14 protein-coding genes are annotated in these 14,728 nt (G+C 59.9%); 5 read left to right on the plus strand and 9 right to left on the minus strand.

Annotation, left to right across the window (positions count from 1 at the left end):
- Positions 1-709: 709 nt before the first annotated feature.
- The 5 genes from QZY03_RS05775 to QZY03_RS05790 all read right to left on the minus strand — a co-directional run bounded on the left by QZY03_RS05775 (position 710) and on the right by QZY03_RS05790 (position 4,689).
- Complete coding sequence (locus QZY03_RS05775) at positions 710-1,420, minus strand: macro domain-containing protein (protein WP_295579014.1); 711 nt, start codon at positions 1,418-1,420, stop codon at positions 710-712.
- Between the two features lies 1 nt (position 1,421).
- Complete coding sequence (locus QZY03_RS32000) at positions 1,422-2,444, minus strand: DUF4433 domain-containing protein (RefSeq protein WP_367268201.1); 1,023 nt, start codon at positions 2,442-2,444, stop codon at positions 1,422-1,424.
- A gap of 223 nt (positions 2,445-2,667) precedes the next feature.
- Entirely contained in the window at positions 2,668-3,516 is an 849-nt protein-coding gene (locus QZY03_RS05780) for a hypothetical protein (protein WP_295578970.1), read from the minus strand.
- Between the two features lie 105 nt (positions 3,517-3,621).
- Entirely contained in the window at positions 3,622-3,849 is a 228-nt protein-coding gene (locus QZY03_RS05785) for a hypothetical protein (RefSeq protein WP_295578972.1), read from the minus strand.
- Between the two features lie 207 nt (positions 3,850-4,056).
- Positions 4,057-4,689 (minus strand): hypothetical protein, encoded by a 633-nt coding sequence (locus tag QZY03_RS05790; RefSeq protein ID WP_295578974.1) that lies wholly within the window; start codon positions 4,687-4,689, stop codon positions 4,057-4,059.
- Positions 4,690-5,843: 1,154 nt separating this feature from the next.
- Here QZY03_RS05790 and QZY03_RS05795 point away from each other — a divergent pair.
- The 4 genes from QZY03_RS05795 to QZY03_RS05810 all read left to right on the plus strand — a co-directional run bounded on the left by QZY03_RS05795 (position 5,844) and on the right by QZY03_RS05810 (position 8,372).
- The gene (locus QZY03_RS05795; RefSeq protein ID WP_295578976.1) at positions 5,844-6,704 is read left to right on the plus strand and encodes a sterol desaturase family protein; all 861 of its coding nucleotides are present in this window, start codon (positions 5,844-5,846) and stop codon (positions 6,702-6,704) included.
- Positions 6,701-7,375: a TVP38/TMEM64 family protein gene (locus QZY03_RS05800; protein ID WP_295578978.1), complete on the plus strand. Its 675-nt coding sequence runs from the start codon at positions 6,701-6,703 to the stop codon at positions 7,373-7,375. The genes QZY03_RS05795 and QZY03_RS05800 overlap by 4 nt, the downstream gene beginning before the upstream one ends.
- 9 nt (positions 7,376-7,384) lie before the next feature.
- Complete coding sequence (locus tag QZY03_RS05805) at positions 7,385-7,741, plus strand: DsrE/DsrF/TusD sulfur relay family protein (RefSeq protein ID WP_295578980.1); 357 nt, start codon at positions 7,385-7,387, stop codon at positions 7,739-7,741.
- A 67-nt stretch (positions 7,742-7,808) separates the two neighbouring features.
- The gene (locus QZY03_RS05810; protein WP_295578982.1) at positions 7,809-8,372 is read left to right on the plus strand and encodes a hypothetical protein; all 564 of its coding nucleotides are present in this window, start codon (positions 7,809-7,811) and stop codon (positions 8,370-8,372) included.
- Positions 8,373-8,386: 14 nt separating this feature from the next.
- On the opposite strand, the gene QZY03_RS05815 is transcribed toward QZY03_RS05810, so the two are convergent.
- From QZY03_RS05815 to QZY03_RS05830, 4 genes are all read right to left on the minus strand, one after another.
- Positions 8,387-8,905: a hypothetical protein gene (locus QZY03_RS05815; RefSeq protein ID WP_363182462.1), complete on the minus strand. Its 519-nt coding sequence runs from the start codon at positions 8,903-8,905 to the stop codon at positions 8,387-8,389.
- A gap of 6 nt (positions 8,906-8,911) precedes the next feature.
- A complete protein-coding gene (locus QZY03_RS05820) occupies positions 8,912-10,216 on the minus strand; it encodes a type II toxin-antitoxin system HipA family toxin (protein WP_295578984.1) in 1,305 nt (434 codons plus the stop codon).
- A complete protein-coding gene (locus QZY03_RS05825; protein WP_295578986.1) occupies positions 10,206-10,544 on the minus strand; it encodes a helix-turn-helix transcriptional regulator in 339 nt (112 codons plus the stop codon). The genes QZY03_RS05820 and QZY03_RS05825 overlap by 11 nt, the downstream gene beginning before the upstream one ends.
- Positions 10,545-10,628: 84 nt before the next feature.
- Positions 10,629-12,587, minus strand: a complete 1,959-nt coding sequence (locus QZY03_RS05830; RefSeq protein ID WP_295578988.1) for an SLC13 family permease — start codon at positions 12,585-12,587, stop codon at positions 10,629-10,631.
- Between the two features lie 233 nt (positions 12,588-12,820).
- Here QZY03_RS05830 and QZY03_RS05835 point away from each other — a divergent pair, with 233 nt between their 5' ends.
- The gene (locus tag QZY03_RS05835) at positions 12,821-14,689 is read left to right on the plus strand and encodes a M48 family metallopeptidase (RefSeq protein WP_295578990.1); all 1,869 of its coding nucleotides are present in this window, start codon (positions 12,821-12,823) and stop codon (positions 14,687-14,689) included.
- The last annotated feature ends 39 nt before the right edge of the window (positions 14,690-14,728 follow it).

Genomic DNA, 14,728 nt, shown 5'->3' on the forward strand with positions numbered 1-14,728 from the left:
ATGCCCTACAGTGAGGTTGGCTCGTGTGCTCCGATCCTGCGTGTCCGGCACGAGTTTCCTTTGCGGGCTGCGTACTTCCGTCGGGTCCTTCGCCATGTGGCTGGCTTTCCCAACCTCCGACTACTATGCCCGATAAGACACCTCGCTGGCATCCGGCGGACTCCCGCCTACCTGGTTGCTCCCTGCACGATGACTCCACCCGTGCCCACGCCGTTTCCGGGCTCATCGCCCTCTCGTGTCCCAACACTGGCGGCTTCGTCATCATACTTCATCCAGGAGCCAACGGGGCTTCCCGAGTTCTCGAACGTCTCTCTTCTTGCATGCCACGGCCTGAGGACTCCGGCGGACATCCACGCTCTCGCGATGGACCGAGCGCTTCATATTGCCTTCCAGTACGTTAAAACTGTCGGCATCCGCATTAGGCATTTCGAAGCTGTACCAGCACTTCAGGGAACGCGATTTCCCCTACGGCCTACAAGATTCTCTGTGTACGCTTACCCCATCTATTGTTCGCGGGTTACCCCGCTCCGCAATGGAATCAACACTCGATACGGGTGGGTCGCTAGCCCTTACCCGACGGGGACTTTCACCCCGCAAGAGACGCCAAGCTTCGCTCGGCGCGATAACGTGCAGCCTAAAGCGGCGCGCGCCCCTGATGAGCTTGCAAGTTAGCACGACGCCCGTGGCGCGCTCGCTCTTGAGGCGTATGTTAGATCAGACTTAGCTGTTGTTTCAATTCGTCGACTGAGCGGTTAGGCGATTGCGCACTTTGAGCGGCACGAAACACCTTTTCGAGAGTCTTTAAGCCAATTCCTGGGAGTTGAATAAGCTGATTAAGTTGGCAAACCTGATTCTGCTTCATCGCATCAACAACAAGCTGCAGATAGTTTTTCTTAATGCCAGTAATCGAAACAAGCTCACCAATATCCTGAGAAACTAACCAATTTCGCGTCTCCATGTATAGGTCGTCCTCAGCAGAGGGGTCGTATCTATAAATTTCAATGCTAAGAGGAAGGTCGTCTAAATGGGTATGCATAATATCGAGGCTCGCGTCTTCCGGAAGCCCACCCTTGCTGGCCCCGAGTACAGGGAAAGCTATTGACTGGATTCCTCGCGCCTCGTATGTCTCACGAAACTTTTTAAGTCCCGCATGTAGGTATGCTGGCTTGCTAGGGAACTTCCAATCCTTTTTAGTGGGGAAATTAAGCACCCAACGATCCGTTGCCTTAAATAGCCAAAGCTTTCCTATATCAAGTTGGCCGTTCTCGCAAATGGCAGCATAACGGTCATACATTTCCGGATAGCGAAGCCTGCACTCGAGAGCGATACCTGCACCCATAACGCCCACGCAATTTACCGTATTTACAAGCGTTTGACACTGGGTTGTAAAGATGTTCCCCTTTAGTGTAATAGTCGGCATTTTACGCAAAGAAAAGATTCGGGGAGTGGATTATGGGAAAAACACCAGCTATATCTGGATGATACTCTCCTACATCATATACGTGAAGTGCTTTGATGTAAACGGGCCACACTCGCGGAAAGATCAGTGCTTCCGCGCACATCTTTCTCTTTCCGTCGGGCTCGTTCACCCAATAGGCTCCGCTAAGGACGCCCCAGGGTAACCGGTCTAGGTGTCTGTAATCCTGATAGAAAGACGTGGTTGCGGATGCAGCATTTCCGTCTGTAAGCAAATATGAATGCGTCAATAGTATCGTGGGACAAACCTCTACCAGGCACAGTTCCCTGTTGAGGGCCTTTCTTTTGTAAAGCATCGGATTTCTGGGGTTAAGATATAAAGCTGCATAGTCGTGTATGGGGTGATGATATATGGGATCTTTTCTTGTGCGCCATCTTTGTACAGATGGATCTGAAATGTCCTGCAGGGTGGGCCTCTTTCCATGCGCGTCACCGTGATTCAAAATTCCGTATCTGCATACCGACCATAAATTCTCGATGTGAGTGATATGCCAAAACGAAAGGAGGGAGTACCGAGATAGAGCAGTGTTCAGGTGCCGAATACGCTCTGGCTGAGACTCGGCGACTTTCTTCTTCTCCATTGCGGCGAGTAGTCGGAAGATAACTTCGCGAACATATTCAACCGATTCGTATTCTAATCTTTGTCTAAACCAAGATTCGAGGCTTCCAGAGATGTCCAAATGTTCCAGTGCAAGCAACGCATATTGGCGGAGTTGAGCGTTCTGTTGTTTAGTGCCATAGGCTGCGCATTCCAACAGGGAATTAATGGTGGTAGAGCACTCGGCTTTGAACGAGGATGAAAGCTTGCGGATAGCAGATGCGGCTCGTGTGCGTTGCTGTATGCCCCCGTTCTGAAGATAGCCGTGCAAGATGGGAATGGCGCGAGAATCCCCGCTTTCACCTAGCTCCGTAGGGGTCAGATTTGACAGCGATAGCTGTCGAGAAGGCGTGCTGCAAGAAGAGTCCATGATACCCCGCGAACCTCGCGAACCTCGCGAGTTTGATCTAACGGCTAAAGCGGCGGGCGCCCGCACGGAGCCTAAGATTTAACACGACGCCTGTGGCGCGCGCTCGCTTTTGAGCCAAAGGTTAGGCTCTTTCATTTTCCGGAAAAAGAACTCGAGCTTGGCCCCTAATCTTTCTTATCCTTCCGCCATGCGGTCAGTGTGAGGCACTCGTTTGGAACGCCGCTCAGAGCTGCGCCACTCTTGGGGCAATTATCTCCATATAAACTTCGTGAGCAGTTCTGGTACCAAACTTCATGTTAGAAATACCCTCAAGTGGCGCGTCTGGACCGCCAATGGCGACTGGAACATACTTGAGTCGGGTGCCATTTTCGGTGACATGGAGGCGCGGAACGAAGTTGCGCGAGAAGGCGAGAAAATGCGGAGCAATCGTCCGCAATACGTCCTCGTCCCGCGTCCCTCTCTGCCATAGAGCCAAACGAATCGAATCACTCACTACGTCTTCGACCGAAAAAGTGGCGAGAGAGAGGTTCGGCTGAACTACCATGGCGGGCAGTAATTCCCGTTCTGCTGTAGGGCACGGTTGCTGCTGTACGGTAAGGTCGATAACGTTAAACGGCGGTGCGACGACCCAGGCGTGGCCAGCTATGAACTCTCCGTGGTCATATGTCCAGTAGTGCTGTGCCTCCAGGCCGGCCCCTTCTGGGAATTCAACTGTAAGAGAACCCTTGACGCAGTAGTTCCATATTCCGCATTTATCCAATGTCTTTGAGAGGATTCCTGACATATCTACACATCCTCCAAGCCTTCCTGTCTCAAGCAACTGCTCATGTAGGATCTTGGAGACGACGGGGACCACGCGCGCGCTCCAGTCAAGATACTCTAGTTCGTACGCGCGCAGATCAACGTACCTCGCGTACATTTCGAGATAACTTGGATCCTCGCGTTCCGCCGCCAAAAATGTCGCCGAATCGCAGAAACCCACCTCCTGAGGATCAATGCCGCGACTCGAGAAATCCGAGAAAATTTCTTGCAAATTCAACTCTAGCCCCTTTCGTTCAATCTTTGCGTTCAATCTTTGCGTTCATCGCCTAACGTGCAGCCTAAAGCGGCGCGCGCCCCTAGTGAGCTTGGGAGTTAGCGCGACGCCTGTGGCGCGCGCTCGCTTTTAAGGCGTATGTTAGCCATTGCTTTCTAGCCAGGTATTAAAACTTTCTTTTGCGACATTCGTTAATATCTTGGAAAAAGCTGTTTTGTCGCCAAGATATAAGCAATGCCTAATTAACGTATAAGGATTGAGTTTCTCATTGGGGTTTTGCTGCTCAAACCATGTCTTGTATTTTTTGACCCTCGAAATATTTTCCCTCATATAAAAATTGAACTTGCCTCGACTAATATCCGGCTTCATGTTTATTATCTCCTGGGTGAAGCCATCAACTTTATACGGCTCAAATTCAAAGTCATTAAAAAAGTGATTCGAAATCTTCAAAAAACTGAAGGCATTCAAGCTTGAGTAGTGAAATTTTTCCTGATCAATATGAGTCTTGCTTTCATCGATTTCCTGTTCTGAAATTTCTGAGATTTCTTCCTTTTTTATCTCCTGCGTAGTGGAATCTCAAATTTCACGAAATTCCCTGTCTGCAAGCTCAAATAGTGCCGCCAGTGTATTAATCCGTCTTTTTAGGCGGGTCGGTATAGACTTCTTGTACTTTATCTTGTGATCTAGAACGCTCCAAGAGTCTTGAATAATCGTTCTTATCTGAACCTCGAATCTAAATTCAGAATACTTTGAATACTCCGGAAGAGCGATTCTTATTGCGTTGAGTCTTAGGTCAAGATGAAGTCCTTTGTAGCCAAAAGAGCCCTCCGTGTTCTCTATCTGTGCAATTCTGTCGGTTCTGTCGACAACATCAAAATGCTCAGAAAGACAACTTTCAATGCGTTCAATATCATCCTCATAAAGACAGACGACTCTTAGACCAATAAGATCAGTAATGTGATCTCGTATGGTATAAGGGGTTGAAGTTGACTCAAGACTTGTCCTGTACTTTAAGTTGAATTTCTTTATGCATTCTTCTCTATCTTTGACGCGACCTTCGATTTTTGAAATTGCTATTTCCCCAGCATGAATCAATAACGCATTGATAAGGGCAACAAATGAATTTTTCGCATCATCAAGGAGGTGGCGATTTGAGGTGTAAAAATCCAGAAATTGTGCTCTTTCGGCCTCAAAGTCGAGAGATGGCATCGGTATTCCTGCTTGTGATAGCTAACTTGTTCTAGCTTGGATTAGGAAGTTAACAACTTAGCTTGCATCAGGATCTTTGGGTGATAGGCCGCGTGCAGTCTAAGACCCAAACATCCTACCCGATATCCAGCGACCGCGGCGCAGAGCAACCACGACCCCCGAGTGGTACCAGTCGGTTCGTGGGATCTGACGTCGTCGGACGGTCGGAGAATCGGAGCAATGACTAAAACCAACCACCCGCTACTGAAGCCCACAATCGCGTCGACGGCGACAGACACCGCTAAGTGTAAGTTCGAATAATTCATTAAACCTTGATCTGGATCTCGTTTTCGTGATTTTGGCGAGTCTTTCGCGATTGGCTGATACGCATACTTTCTGTGTTTTTCCGTGGCAAAAGCTCTCCCTGGCACACGTCCGGCACCGGTTCAAAGCCGTCTTGGTGCAGGTGTTGCAGTTCGCGCGGGAGCATCGAATTCCGAATTCTGGGCCGAATTGGGGAATTCCGGAATTCCGGGGACAGTATAAACTCCCCAAATACCGAGAAACCGAAACGGCTCCCTCATCGCCGAGTCCTGCGTACCACGGGGAACCGCACGCGCGTTCTGGTTGGTGACAATCGGGCGTTCCAGCGGGCCGCCGATGCGGCCTTGGTCATCGTTCCGGCCACTGGAGGTCGAGGCTTTAGCCGGTCCAGCGTGCCGGCACCACTGATTTTCTTTGAAATCTCGGGAATCGCCACCGGCTAAAGCCTCGACCTCCAGTTGCGGACATGCCGTCCCTGGCCGGAACGATAATCAACGCCGCAAGACCTTCTTGCTCTCGGCCTTGGGGCGATCACTCATTGCCCGTATCGGCGCCATGGCGGCAAGCTGTGCGTCGGTCAACGGCTGTTGCGTCGGGATCGTCCAACGCGGCCGCGATGATCTCGACGTCTTCTACGGGAGTCGGCGGCACGATGGGTGACTGCTTAGATGTTCTCGACATAGTGCTTCACCTGTGGTCTGCCTGTCTCTGATCAGTCTCGCGACCGCGTTCCTGTAAACGAGACGCGTTAACAGCCAACGATTATTCAACCGCTTAGTTGAAAGATACCCGCCGATCTGCCAGCATACCGAGGACCTCACCCGCCAACCCAGCCCCAGAGGCCGACCCGCTTGGACAGCTTCATCCAGAGCCACGAGGCGACGCTGCGGCTCGGCGCCTTCCTGAGTATTTTCGCCGCCATGGCGCTGTGGGAACTGCGCGCCCCGCGCCAGGTGCTCGCGGTGTCCAAGGTCCGGCGCTGGAGCGCCAACCTGGGGCTGGTGGTGCTCAATACCCTGCTGTTGCGGTTACTCTTTCCGGTCGCGGCCGTGGGGCTGGCGGCGACCGCCGCGACTCAAGGGTGGGGACTGCTCAACCAGCTCGCGCTGCCGACCGGAGTTGAGATATTGCTGGCGGTCATCGCGTTGGACTTGGCAATCTGGGCGCAGCATGTCTTCTTCCATGCGGTGCCGGCGCTGTGGCGGCTGCACCGGGTTCACCATGCCGATCTGGACTATGACCTGACGACCGGGGCGCGCTTCCATCCGCTCGAAATTCTGCTCTCGATGCTGATCAAGTTCGCCGCCATTCTGGTGTTGGGACCGGCGGTGGTCGCCGTGCTCCTGTTCGAGGTGATCCTCAACGGGATGGCGCTGTTCAACCACGGCAATGTGCGGCTGCCGGAGCGGCTGGACCGGCGCCTGCGCCAACTGCTGGTGACCCCGGACATGCATCGGGTGCATCACTCGGTCGCGGCCGACGAGGCCAACTCCAACTTCGGCTTCAACCTGTCGTTGTGGGATCGTATGTTCGGTACCTATCGTGGTCAGCCCAGAGGCGGGCACCAGGGCATGACCCTGGGCATTGACGACTATCGCGATCCGCGTCAGGTCAGCGGCTTACCGGGGATGCTGCTGCTGCCCTTCCGGGGCGCGGTGACGGACTACGCTATCAATCGGCGTGCCTGGAAGACGCCGGAGGACGGGGAGTGAAGGGCCGCGCGCGTCTGCTCGCGGCGCTGCTGTTGGCGGTCGGCATCGCCTTGGTCCTCAGCTTGCGCGGGGGAGTCGATGCCCAGACGCTCGAACAGTGGATCGACGCGGCCGGGCTGGCCGGACCCTTGGTCTTCATCAGCCTCTATGTCATGACGACCCTCTTGTTCCTGCCGGGATCCCTGCTGACGCTGGCCGGCGGCGCCCTCTTCGGGCCGGTCTGGGGCACGCTCATCAACCTGACGGGGGCGACGCTCGGCGCGGCGCTCGCCTTCCTGGTAGCGCGCTATCTGGCGGCTGACTGGGTGCAAGCCCGCGCCGGGGGGATGCTGGGGCGCCTGATCCGGGGCGTCGAAGCCGAGGGCTGGCGCTTCGTCGCCTTCACCCGGCTGGTACCGCTGTTTCCCTTCAACCTGCTGAACTACGCGCTGGGGCTGACGCGTATCCCCTTCGTCGCCTATCTGCTCGCGACCGCCGTCTGCATGCTGCCGGGTGCTCTCGCCTACACCTGGCTGGGCTATGCCGGGCGCGAGGCGGCGGCCGGCGGCGAAGGTCTGATCCGAAAGGGCCTGATTGCGCTCGCCCTGCTGGCGGCCCTGGCCTTCCTGCCGCGACTCGTCGCCCGCCTCGGCAAGACCCACAGCAATCCCCACCGACAACCCGACCACTGAAGCACGCCCATGACAATCCTCATCATCCTCAACCGCGAGCCCTATGACAGCACCGATGTCACCTGGAACGCGCTGCGGCTGGCCGGTACCCTGACCGACGGCGGGCAGGAGGTCCGTCTGTTTCTGATGAACGACGCGGTCGATCTGGCCCGCGAGGTCTGCCGCCCACCCGAAGGCTACGACCAGGATCTCTCCGGGATGCTCAAGGCCCTGATCGCGCGCGGCGTCGCGGTCAAGGTATGCGGTACCTGCATGGCGCGCTGCGGGATCTACAAAAATCATCCCTATTTCGAGGGTGCCGAGCACTCGACCATGAAAGCACTGGCTGAGTGGGTCGTCGACAGCGACAAGGTGCTGACCTTCTGAGCCCCGGCGTCGTCCACAACTGACACTGACCGGCGCACCCATAACGCCAGCCCACGAGGATGCCACGATGTCCGACCGGACGATAAGCGACACCGGACGTGGGACACTGCCGACGCACTCAGCAGCCGATCCCGACGGCGCAGGCGAGGGCCTGTGGCCATCTCCCGACTATGCGCGGCAGGTCGAGCAACTGCGCGCTGCGGTTGGCGAGACGATCTTTATCGCGGAGCTGGTCGACACCGAAATCCAGCTCGGCGTTCGCCTCACCGGCCGGCCCTATCTCCTGCTGGGCGTTGTGGACTTTCCGCGACCAGACCCGAGTAAGGGTCTGGCTCCGCATGTGGTCCTGCTCGACGACGGGCGGGGAGTCAACCTGGGGCGGATCGCCCGCATCAGCACCGGCCGCGCCTTTGGCCCAGCCGCGGCCGAGATCCTGTTTCACGACCGAACCGCGTCGCAGACACTCCTGTTCCAGGAGCGACAACTGTCGAAGCCGTTCATCGCGGCACGTTCGAAACAGGTCCTGGGCCAACTCATCGGGGGGACCGCGTCATCCCCCGAGGCGCTCTTGCCGGGGCCGGACGACACCAGCCGGTGTTTGGCACACCCGGATCAAGACCCTACGGCTTGAGCACGTTGACCCGGTCAAGGCACGGCGGTCAACAGCAGGAAAATACCGAAAATGACAAGATGCACACCACCTTGCAGGATCGTCGTGCGACCGGTGGCGAAGGTGATGGTGCTGATAAAGAGGGTCAGCAAGAGCAGAACCGTGGCCTCGGGCGGAAGCCCCAGGACCAAAGGCACGTCGAGGTAGAGCGACACGGCGCCGACGATCGGGATTGTCAGCCCGATGCTCGCCAGGGCGGAACCCAGAGAGGCGTTGAGGCTGGTTTGCAGGCGGTTGCGCCCGGCTGCCTTGACGGCGGTCAGCCCCTCGGGCAACAGCACCACCATGGCGATCACCACACCCACGACGGTCTGCGGGAGTCCGGCCGCCGCCACCGCGGTCTCAACGGCTGGCGAAAGGGTCTTCGCCAGCAGAATCACGACCACCAGGCTGATCGTCAGGAGGATCGCGCTGATGAGGGTGCTGCGGTCGGTCGGCGGCGCGCCGTGCAGGGCCGGCCCGTCATCAGGCCATACGGTTCCAGTCGTGATCAGGGGTCATCATGAATTCCAACCAAAGGACAGATCGGGGATCGCGATCCCGGGCGAATAGCCTTCCAGGCAATAGGGGTTGAGAAACTGGCGCCGCCAAAGCGACCGACGTTCGGGTAAGGTCAGACCGGCCTCGTCGCCGACCGTTTCCCAATCGCGCAGGATGACCGCGATCTGGGCATCGATCAGGGCACGGGCCTGGTCGGCGGCAATTCCGAAGGCGGGAGCCGCAGCCAGACAGGTGGTCAGCCGGCTGTCGCGCCGTTGACCGGTCAACAGCATGGCTTGGCTGGCCTCGCCGCCGGTGCGCGGCTGCGGACAGAGGTCGTAGGCCGGTGTGAGCCGATAGCTCCGGCCGTCCCAGAAGGCCGCATGATTGCGGGCATGGTCGTCGGTGTTGCCGCAGAGGACATTGAAGACCATGCGACCGTAGATCTCTACAAGTGTCGGACGGGGATCGGCGAAGTCCCGGCGCACGCGGTGCGCCAGATCCTCGTAGCTGGCATAGCGCGCCTCCAGCTCGCGTAGCGCGAGCAGGGTCAGCGCCGACAGCATAGCCGGGCGCTGCCAGCCAGTACCGTGGCGGATGCGATCGAAACGCTCGATCAGCAGCACCCCCCGCCCCAGGGCCTGGGTCAGAGCAACCGGGGCAACGTCCAGACCCGCACGACGCGCCAGGCGCATCGCCAGATACTCGGCCTTGACCACGTTGTAGAGGTCGTTGCTGGTCGAGAACTTGGCGATGAATTTGCCGGCCGCACTGGTCAGCAGTGCCTTGGGGCGGGCACCACCGATGGAGGTGCCATGTTGCAGCGCCAGGCTCAGCGCGGGGGATAGGGGCTCGCCGCGATCCAGTCGCTCGGCCGCATTCAAGAGATCGTCTAAACTGTCCTGCTCGGCTTCGCGCGGCCGGTAGACAGACGGCGAGGTTTGAAAATCCAGGGCGCCGATGCGGTCGGACCCCGACTCCAGCAGATAAGTCAATTCGTCGAGTTCGATCCGCGCGGCATCGGCCCCTCGCTGTCCGGTCAGACGGTTGGCGATAACCCGGCGTCCCCAGGCGTCGGGAGAGGCGTCGCGCAGGCAGGACGGCAAGTCATCGTCGCGCTGGCGCTGCTCGCCCGGTTGCAGCGGCAGCTCATCGGGGAACAAACTGATGGCATCGTCCCGACCCAGGTAGGAGCGCCCGTAGACAAAGCCGTACCCGCCCCGCGCATCCCGCCGCAGCAGACCGGCTACCACCGGCACCGTCGCCCCCGGCAGCCAAACCCAGACGTAGGTTCGATCGGCGGTTGGCGCGATCTCAGAAGTCATCGTCCAGCGGGTCCTCGCCCCGGCGGATACGCGCGGGCAGCAGCGCCAGCAACTCCCGCTGGCGGGCCAGTTCCTGGTCCAAGGTCCGCGCCGAGTCCTGTCCGAACAGCGGGATATCCAGCAGTGCCGCCGCCTCGAAGTAAGTCCCGATGGCCACGCCCGGCTCGCCGCGGATGACCCGCCGCAGGGTGATCGCCCCCACCCCGATCCGCTCGGCAAGCATCTCGCGCGACCAACCCTTGCGGATGCGGCCTTCCTCGATCAGGCCGCCCAGGAGCCGCAATGCCTGGCGCGCGAGCGGGGAAATTGGCCGGTTCGCGAGAGACATCTATCACTAAACTAACGGTCAGGCTTTTAAGTGATGAAATTATATCGCAGGGAGCAAGATCCAGCCAGCCGCCGCTTTGCCCGACTAAAACACCAGATTGAGCATCCCCAGCGCCACTGCCAGGAACAGCAGGGTCATGATGCCGCCGGCACGCATGAAGTCGACGACGCGATAGTCACCCGGCCCCATCAGCAGGGCGTTGACCTGATGGGTGGGAATGAAGAATGAGTTGGAGGTGCCGATGGCGACGGTCAGGGCGAAGACCGCCGGGTTGGCGCCCACCCCCAGCGCGATGTTCACGGCAAGCGGCACCAACAGGACGGTCGCGCCGACGTTGGACATGACCAGGGTGAAGCAGGTGGCGAGCCCCATGAGCGCGGCCTGGACGACCCATACCGGCTGGTCACCCATCATCGACAGGGTTTGATCGGCGATCCAGGCGGCGGTACCACTCGACTCGACCGCAAGCCCCAACGGAATGAGCGAGGCGAGCAGAAAGACCGAGCGCCAGCTCACCGCTTTGTAGGCCTCCTCGATGGACAAGACCCCGCCCAGAATCATCCCCAGTGCCCCGACAAACAGGGCGACGGCCAGACGGAGATCTGTGAACAGGAGCAGGAACAGGGTGATGACAAAAAACAGCAGGGCCGTCGGCACCTTGTGGGGCCGCAGGTCCTCGTGGGGATATTCGGTGGTGACGACGACGAAATCCCGGTCGCGCTCCAGCCGCGCCAAATCCGCCCAGGTGGTGTGCACCACCAGGGCGTCACCGATCCGGAACGGGGTGTTGCGGACCCCGCCGGTCGCCACCGTCAGATTGCCCTCGCCGCGCTGGATGGCGAGCAGCGAGAGTCCGTAGGTCTTGCGCATCCAGACATCGCGGGCGGTCTTGCCGATCAGACTGGAACCGGGGGCGATGACGAGTTCGGCGATACCGGCCTTGGTCTTGGAAAGGGCCTCGGCAAACAGATCCAAGTCCGGCTTGAAAGTCACCCCATAAGCCGCGGCAAACTGCTCGAAGGATTCCGACTGCCCGAGCAGCGCGAGCGTGTTGCCGGCGGCGATGCCGAGCGTGCGGTCCACGCCGTCCGCGCCCAGCCGCAGCCCGTCGCCCTTTTCCACCGCGACCACCCGCACCCGCCACTCCCGTTCCATGGCGTCCACCCCGACCCCCACCAGGGGACTGGAGGCCGGAACCCGCAACTCCCTGACGTCGACCGGACCGAGACCATAGGTCTCGGCGAAGTAGCGCATGGGATCCCGTTCGTCGCGCTTGTCGGCGGCACGCACCGGCAGCACGAAACGCCCGGCAACCACGAAATAGAGGATCCCGGTGAGCAGCAGGGCCACGCCGATCGGGGTCACATCGAACAGCTTGAAGGTCTCCATCGGCGTCACCCCGGTCGGGAGCGCCTGATTGGATGTCAGGATCAGGTCATTGAGCAGGATCAGGGGGCTGGAACCCACCATGGTGATGGTGCCGCCCAGCAGGGCGCAGAAACCCATGGGCATCAGCAGGCGCGACATCGGCAACCCGGTGCGGGCGGAGATGCGACTCACCACCGGCAGGAACAGGGCGGCCGCCCCGACGTTCTGCATGAAACTGGAGATGATCCCGACGGTACCGGAAATCATAGGAATGATGCGCTTTTCCGTGGTGCCGCCCACCCGCATAATAAAGCCGGCCACCCGCGACATGAGGCCGGTGCGGTCCAGTCCAGCCCCGATGATCATCACCGCGATGATGGAAATCACCGCGTTACTGGAGAACCCGTCGAACAGGTGAGCGGTTGGCACCAGACCCTGCTCCAGGCCCATCCAGGGGGCGAGCAGACTGGTCAGCCCCAGCAACACCATCACGGTCACCGCCGCCACGTCCACCCCCACCACCTCGAAGGCGAACAGATAGACGGTCAGCAGCAGAAAGCCCATGACCCAGGCGATCTCCACGCTGGGCACCACCCCCGCCAGCCAGATGGCGGCGACAGCAAAGAGGGCGGCGGCCAAGTCCTTCGTGATTCGGGACCAGAAAGTCGGGTGCATGGGTGCCTCGTATGTCTATTTGTTGTGCAAAGTGCGATGACTGGGGCATCACACGGGACCATGATACCCCGAGCGCGGCCCGTTTCACCCCCGCGTCGACCGACCCACCGCCCCCATGACCGCGGGTGATCGCGGAGCCGAAACACCGGCGCACCGGAGGGAATAACGGAAGACGATGCAGACAACCGCCCGAGAGTTCATGATAGCGATAACTTCCTTGGAGATTCTCCCCGATGCTGTCCAAGTCCACTACGCAACGCCGCCACCGGTTCGAGCATCTGGTCGATGAGGCGGAACGCGCGTTCCGCGAAGACCCGCGGCGCTACAAGCGACGCCTGCTGTGGCTTGGCCTGCTCGGGTACGCGGTCATCGGCGGCGCGCTCTTCCTGATCCTGGCCCTGATCGGCGGAACCCTCCTGGCCGCGACACTCAGCACGGCCATGCTGGTGCTGCTGATCAACTGGCAGTTGGTGATCGTGCTGCTCCTGTTGGGATGGGTCCTGATCAAGGCGCTGTGGATCAAGATCGAGGCGCCGGATGGCTATCGTCTGGAGCGTGCGAAATTCCCCGCCCTGTTCGCGGAGCTTGACGCCTTGCAGCGCACTCTGGGAGCCGCACCGGTCCATCGGGTCATCCTGACCGACGATTTCAATGCCGCCATCGTTGCGGTACCGCGGATCGGCATCTTCGGCCCCTATCGCAGGACCCTGTCGGTAGGGCTCCCGCTGCTGCTGTCGATGGCGCCGGAGCAGGCGCGGGCGGTGCTGGCCCATGAGTTCGGCCATCTGTCGTCCAACCGCTCGGGCTTCAACGCCTGGGTCTATCGGGTGCGCGCCAGTTGGGGGCGTATCCTGGAGGCCGTCGCGCAAACGCGGGGGATTGCGGCGGGTGCACTACACCGCTTTTTCGATTGGTATACCCCGTATTACTGGGCCTACAGCTTCGCCCTGGCGCGCGCCAACGAGTACGAGGCCGACGCCGCCGCGGGTCAACTGACCTCCAGCGAAGATGCGGCGGCAGCGCTGGTTGCGGTCCACACCTACGGCGATCTGGCGGGTGAGCAGTTCTGGTCGCCGCTGCTTGCCCGCGCTGATCACCAGCCCCAGCCCGCGGTCCGTCCCTATACGGCGCTGCGCCAGTTCTTCAAGCAGCCGGTCATGGAAGCGGATGCATTCCACGCACGCATCGCGCCGCTGCTCGAACGCCGCACCGACCGCAGCGATACCCACCCCTGCCTGCGCGATCGACTCGCCGCGCTCGGCCAACCGGCACGCCCACCCGGTCCGGTGGAGCAGTCTGCCGCGGAAGCCTGGCTCGGCGACGGACTGCTGCCGATTCTTGCCACGTTCGACCATTACTGGATCAACCGCAACCGGCTGCGCTGGCAGGGCCGTTACCGCAAGACACAGGAAACGCGCGCCGCGCTGGCGCAGCTCAAGACCAAACCCGAGCGGGATCTGACCGCGATGGACCGCTGGAACCTGGCCTCCTGGAGCGAGCGCCTGGAACCTGGGCTGGACCCGTTGCCCCTCTATCAGGCGTACAAGGACATGAAGCCCGACGACGCGGACGTCGACTTCATGATCGGCAGACACCTGCTCGCCCGCTCCCAGCCGGAGGGGCTCGCTTATCTGGAGCGTGCCGCCAGCCAGCGCTCACTCACCCTCGACGCCTGCAACCTGGCCATCGCTTACCTGCGGCGCACCGGGGACGAACCAGCCGTGGAGCGCTGGCGGATGCGCGGTGAGCAACATCAGGACCGGGAGGAGGCTGCCCGCCGGGAGCGAACCGGGGTCTCGGCGGACGACATCCTCATCCCGCCGCAGTTGCCGGGAGACGTGCTGCGCGACCTGCGGGTGCAGTTATTGGAGATCGGCAATATTCGGGATGCCTGGATCGTCCGCAAGGCGGTGCGTGAGTTCCCGGAGGACCCGGTTTATCTGATCGTGGTCCGGCTGCTGCCGTTCGCCAGCCAGCATTTCACGATGCAACGACTGGCCACGGAGATCCTCTGTCCAGGCTCCACCCTGTTCATGCTGCGCCGGAGGCTCCATCGCCGCTTACGCGGACAGGTGCGCGATCAGGGTCAGCGCCTGTTGTAGGCGTCGAACGCGATCAGGAACCGTTCCGGCATTGATCAC

Source organism: uncultured Lamprocystis sp., assembly GCF_903933125.1.
GTDB lineage: Bacteria > Pseudomonadota > Gammaproteobacteria > Chromatiales > Chromatiaceae > Thiodictyon.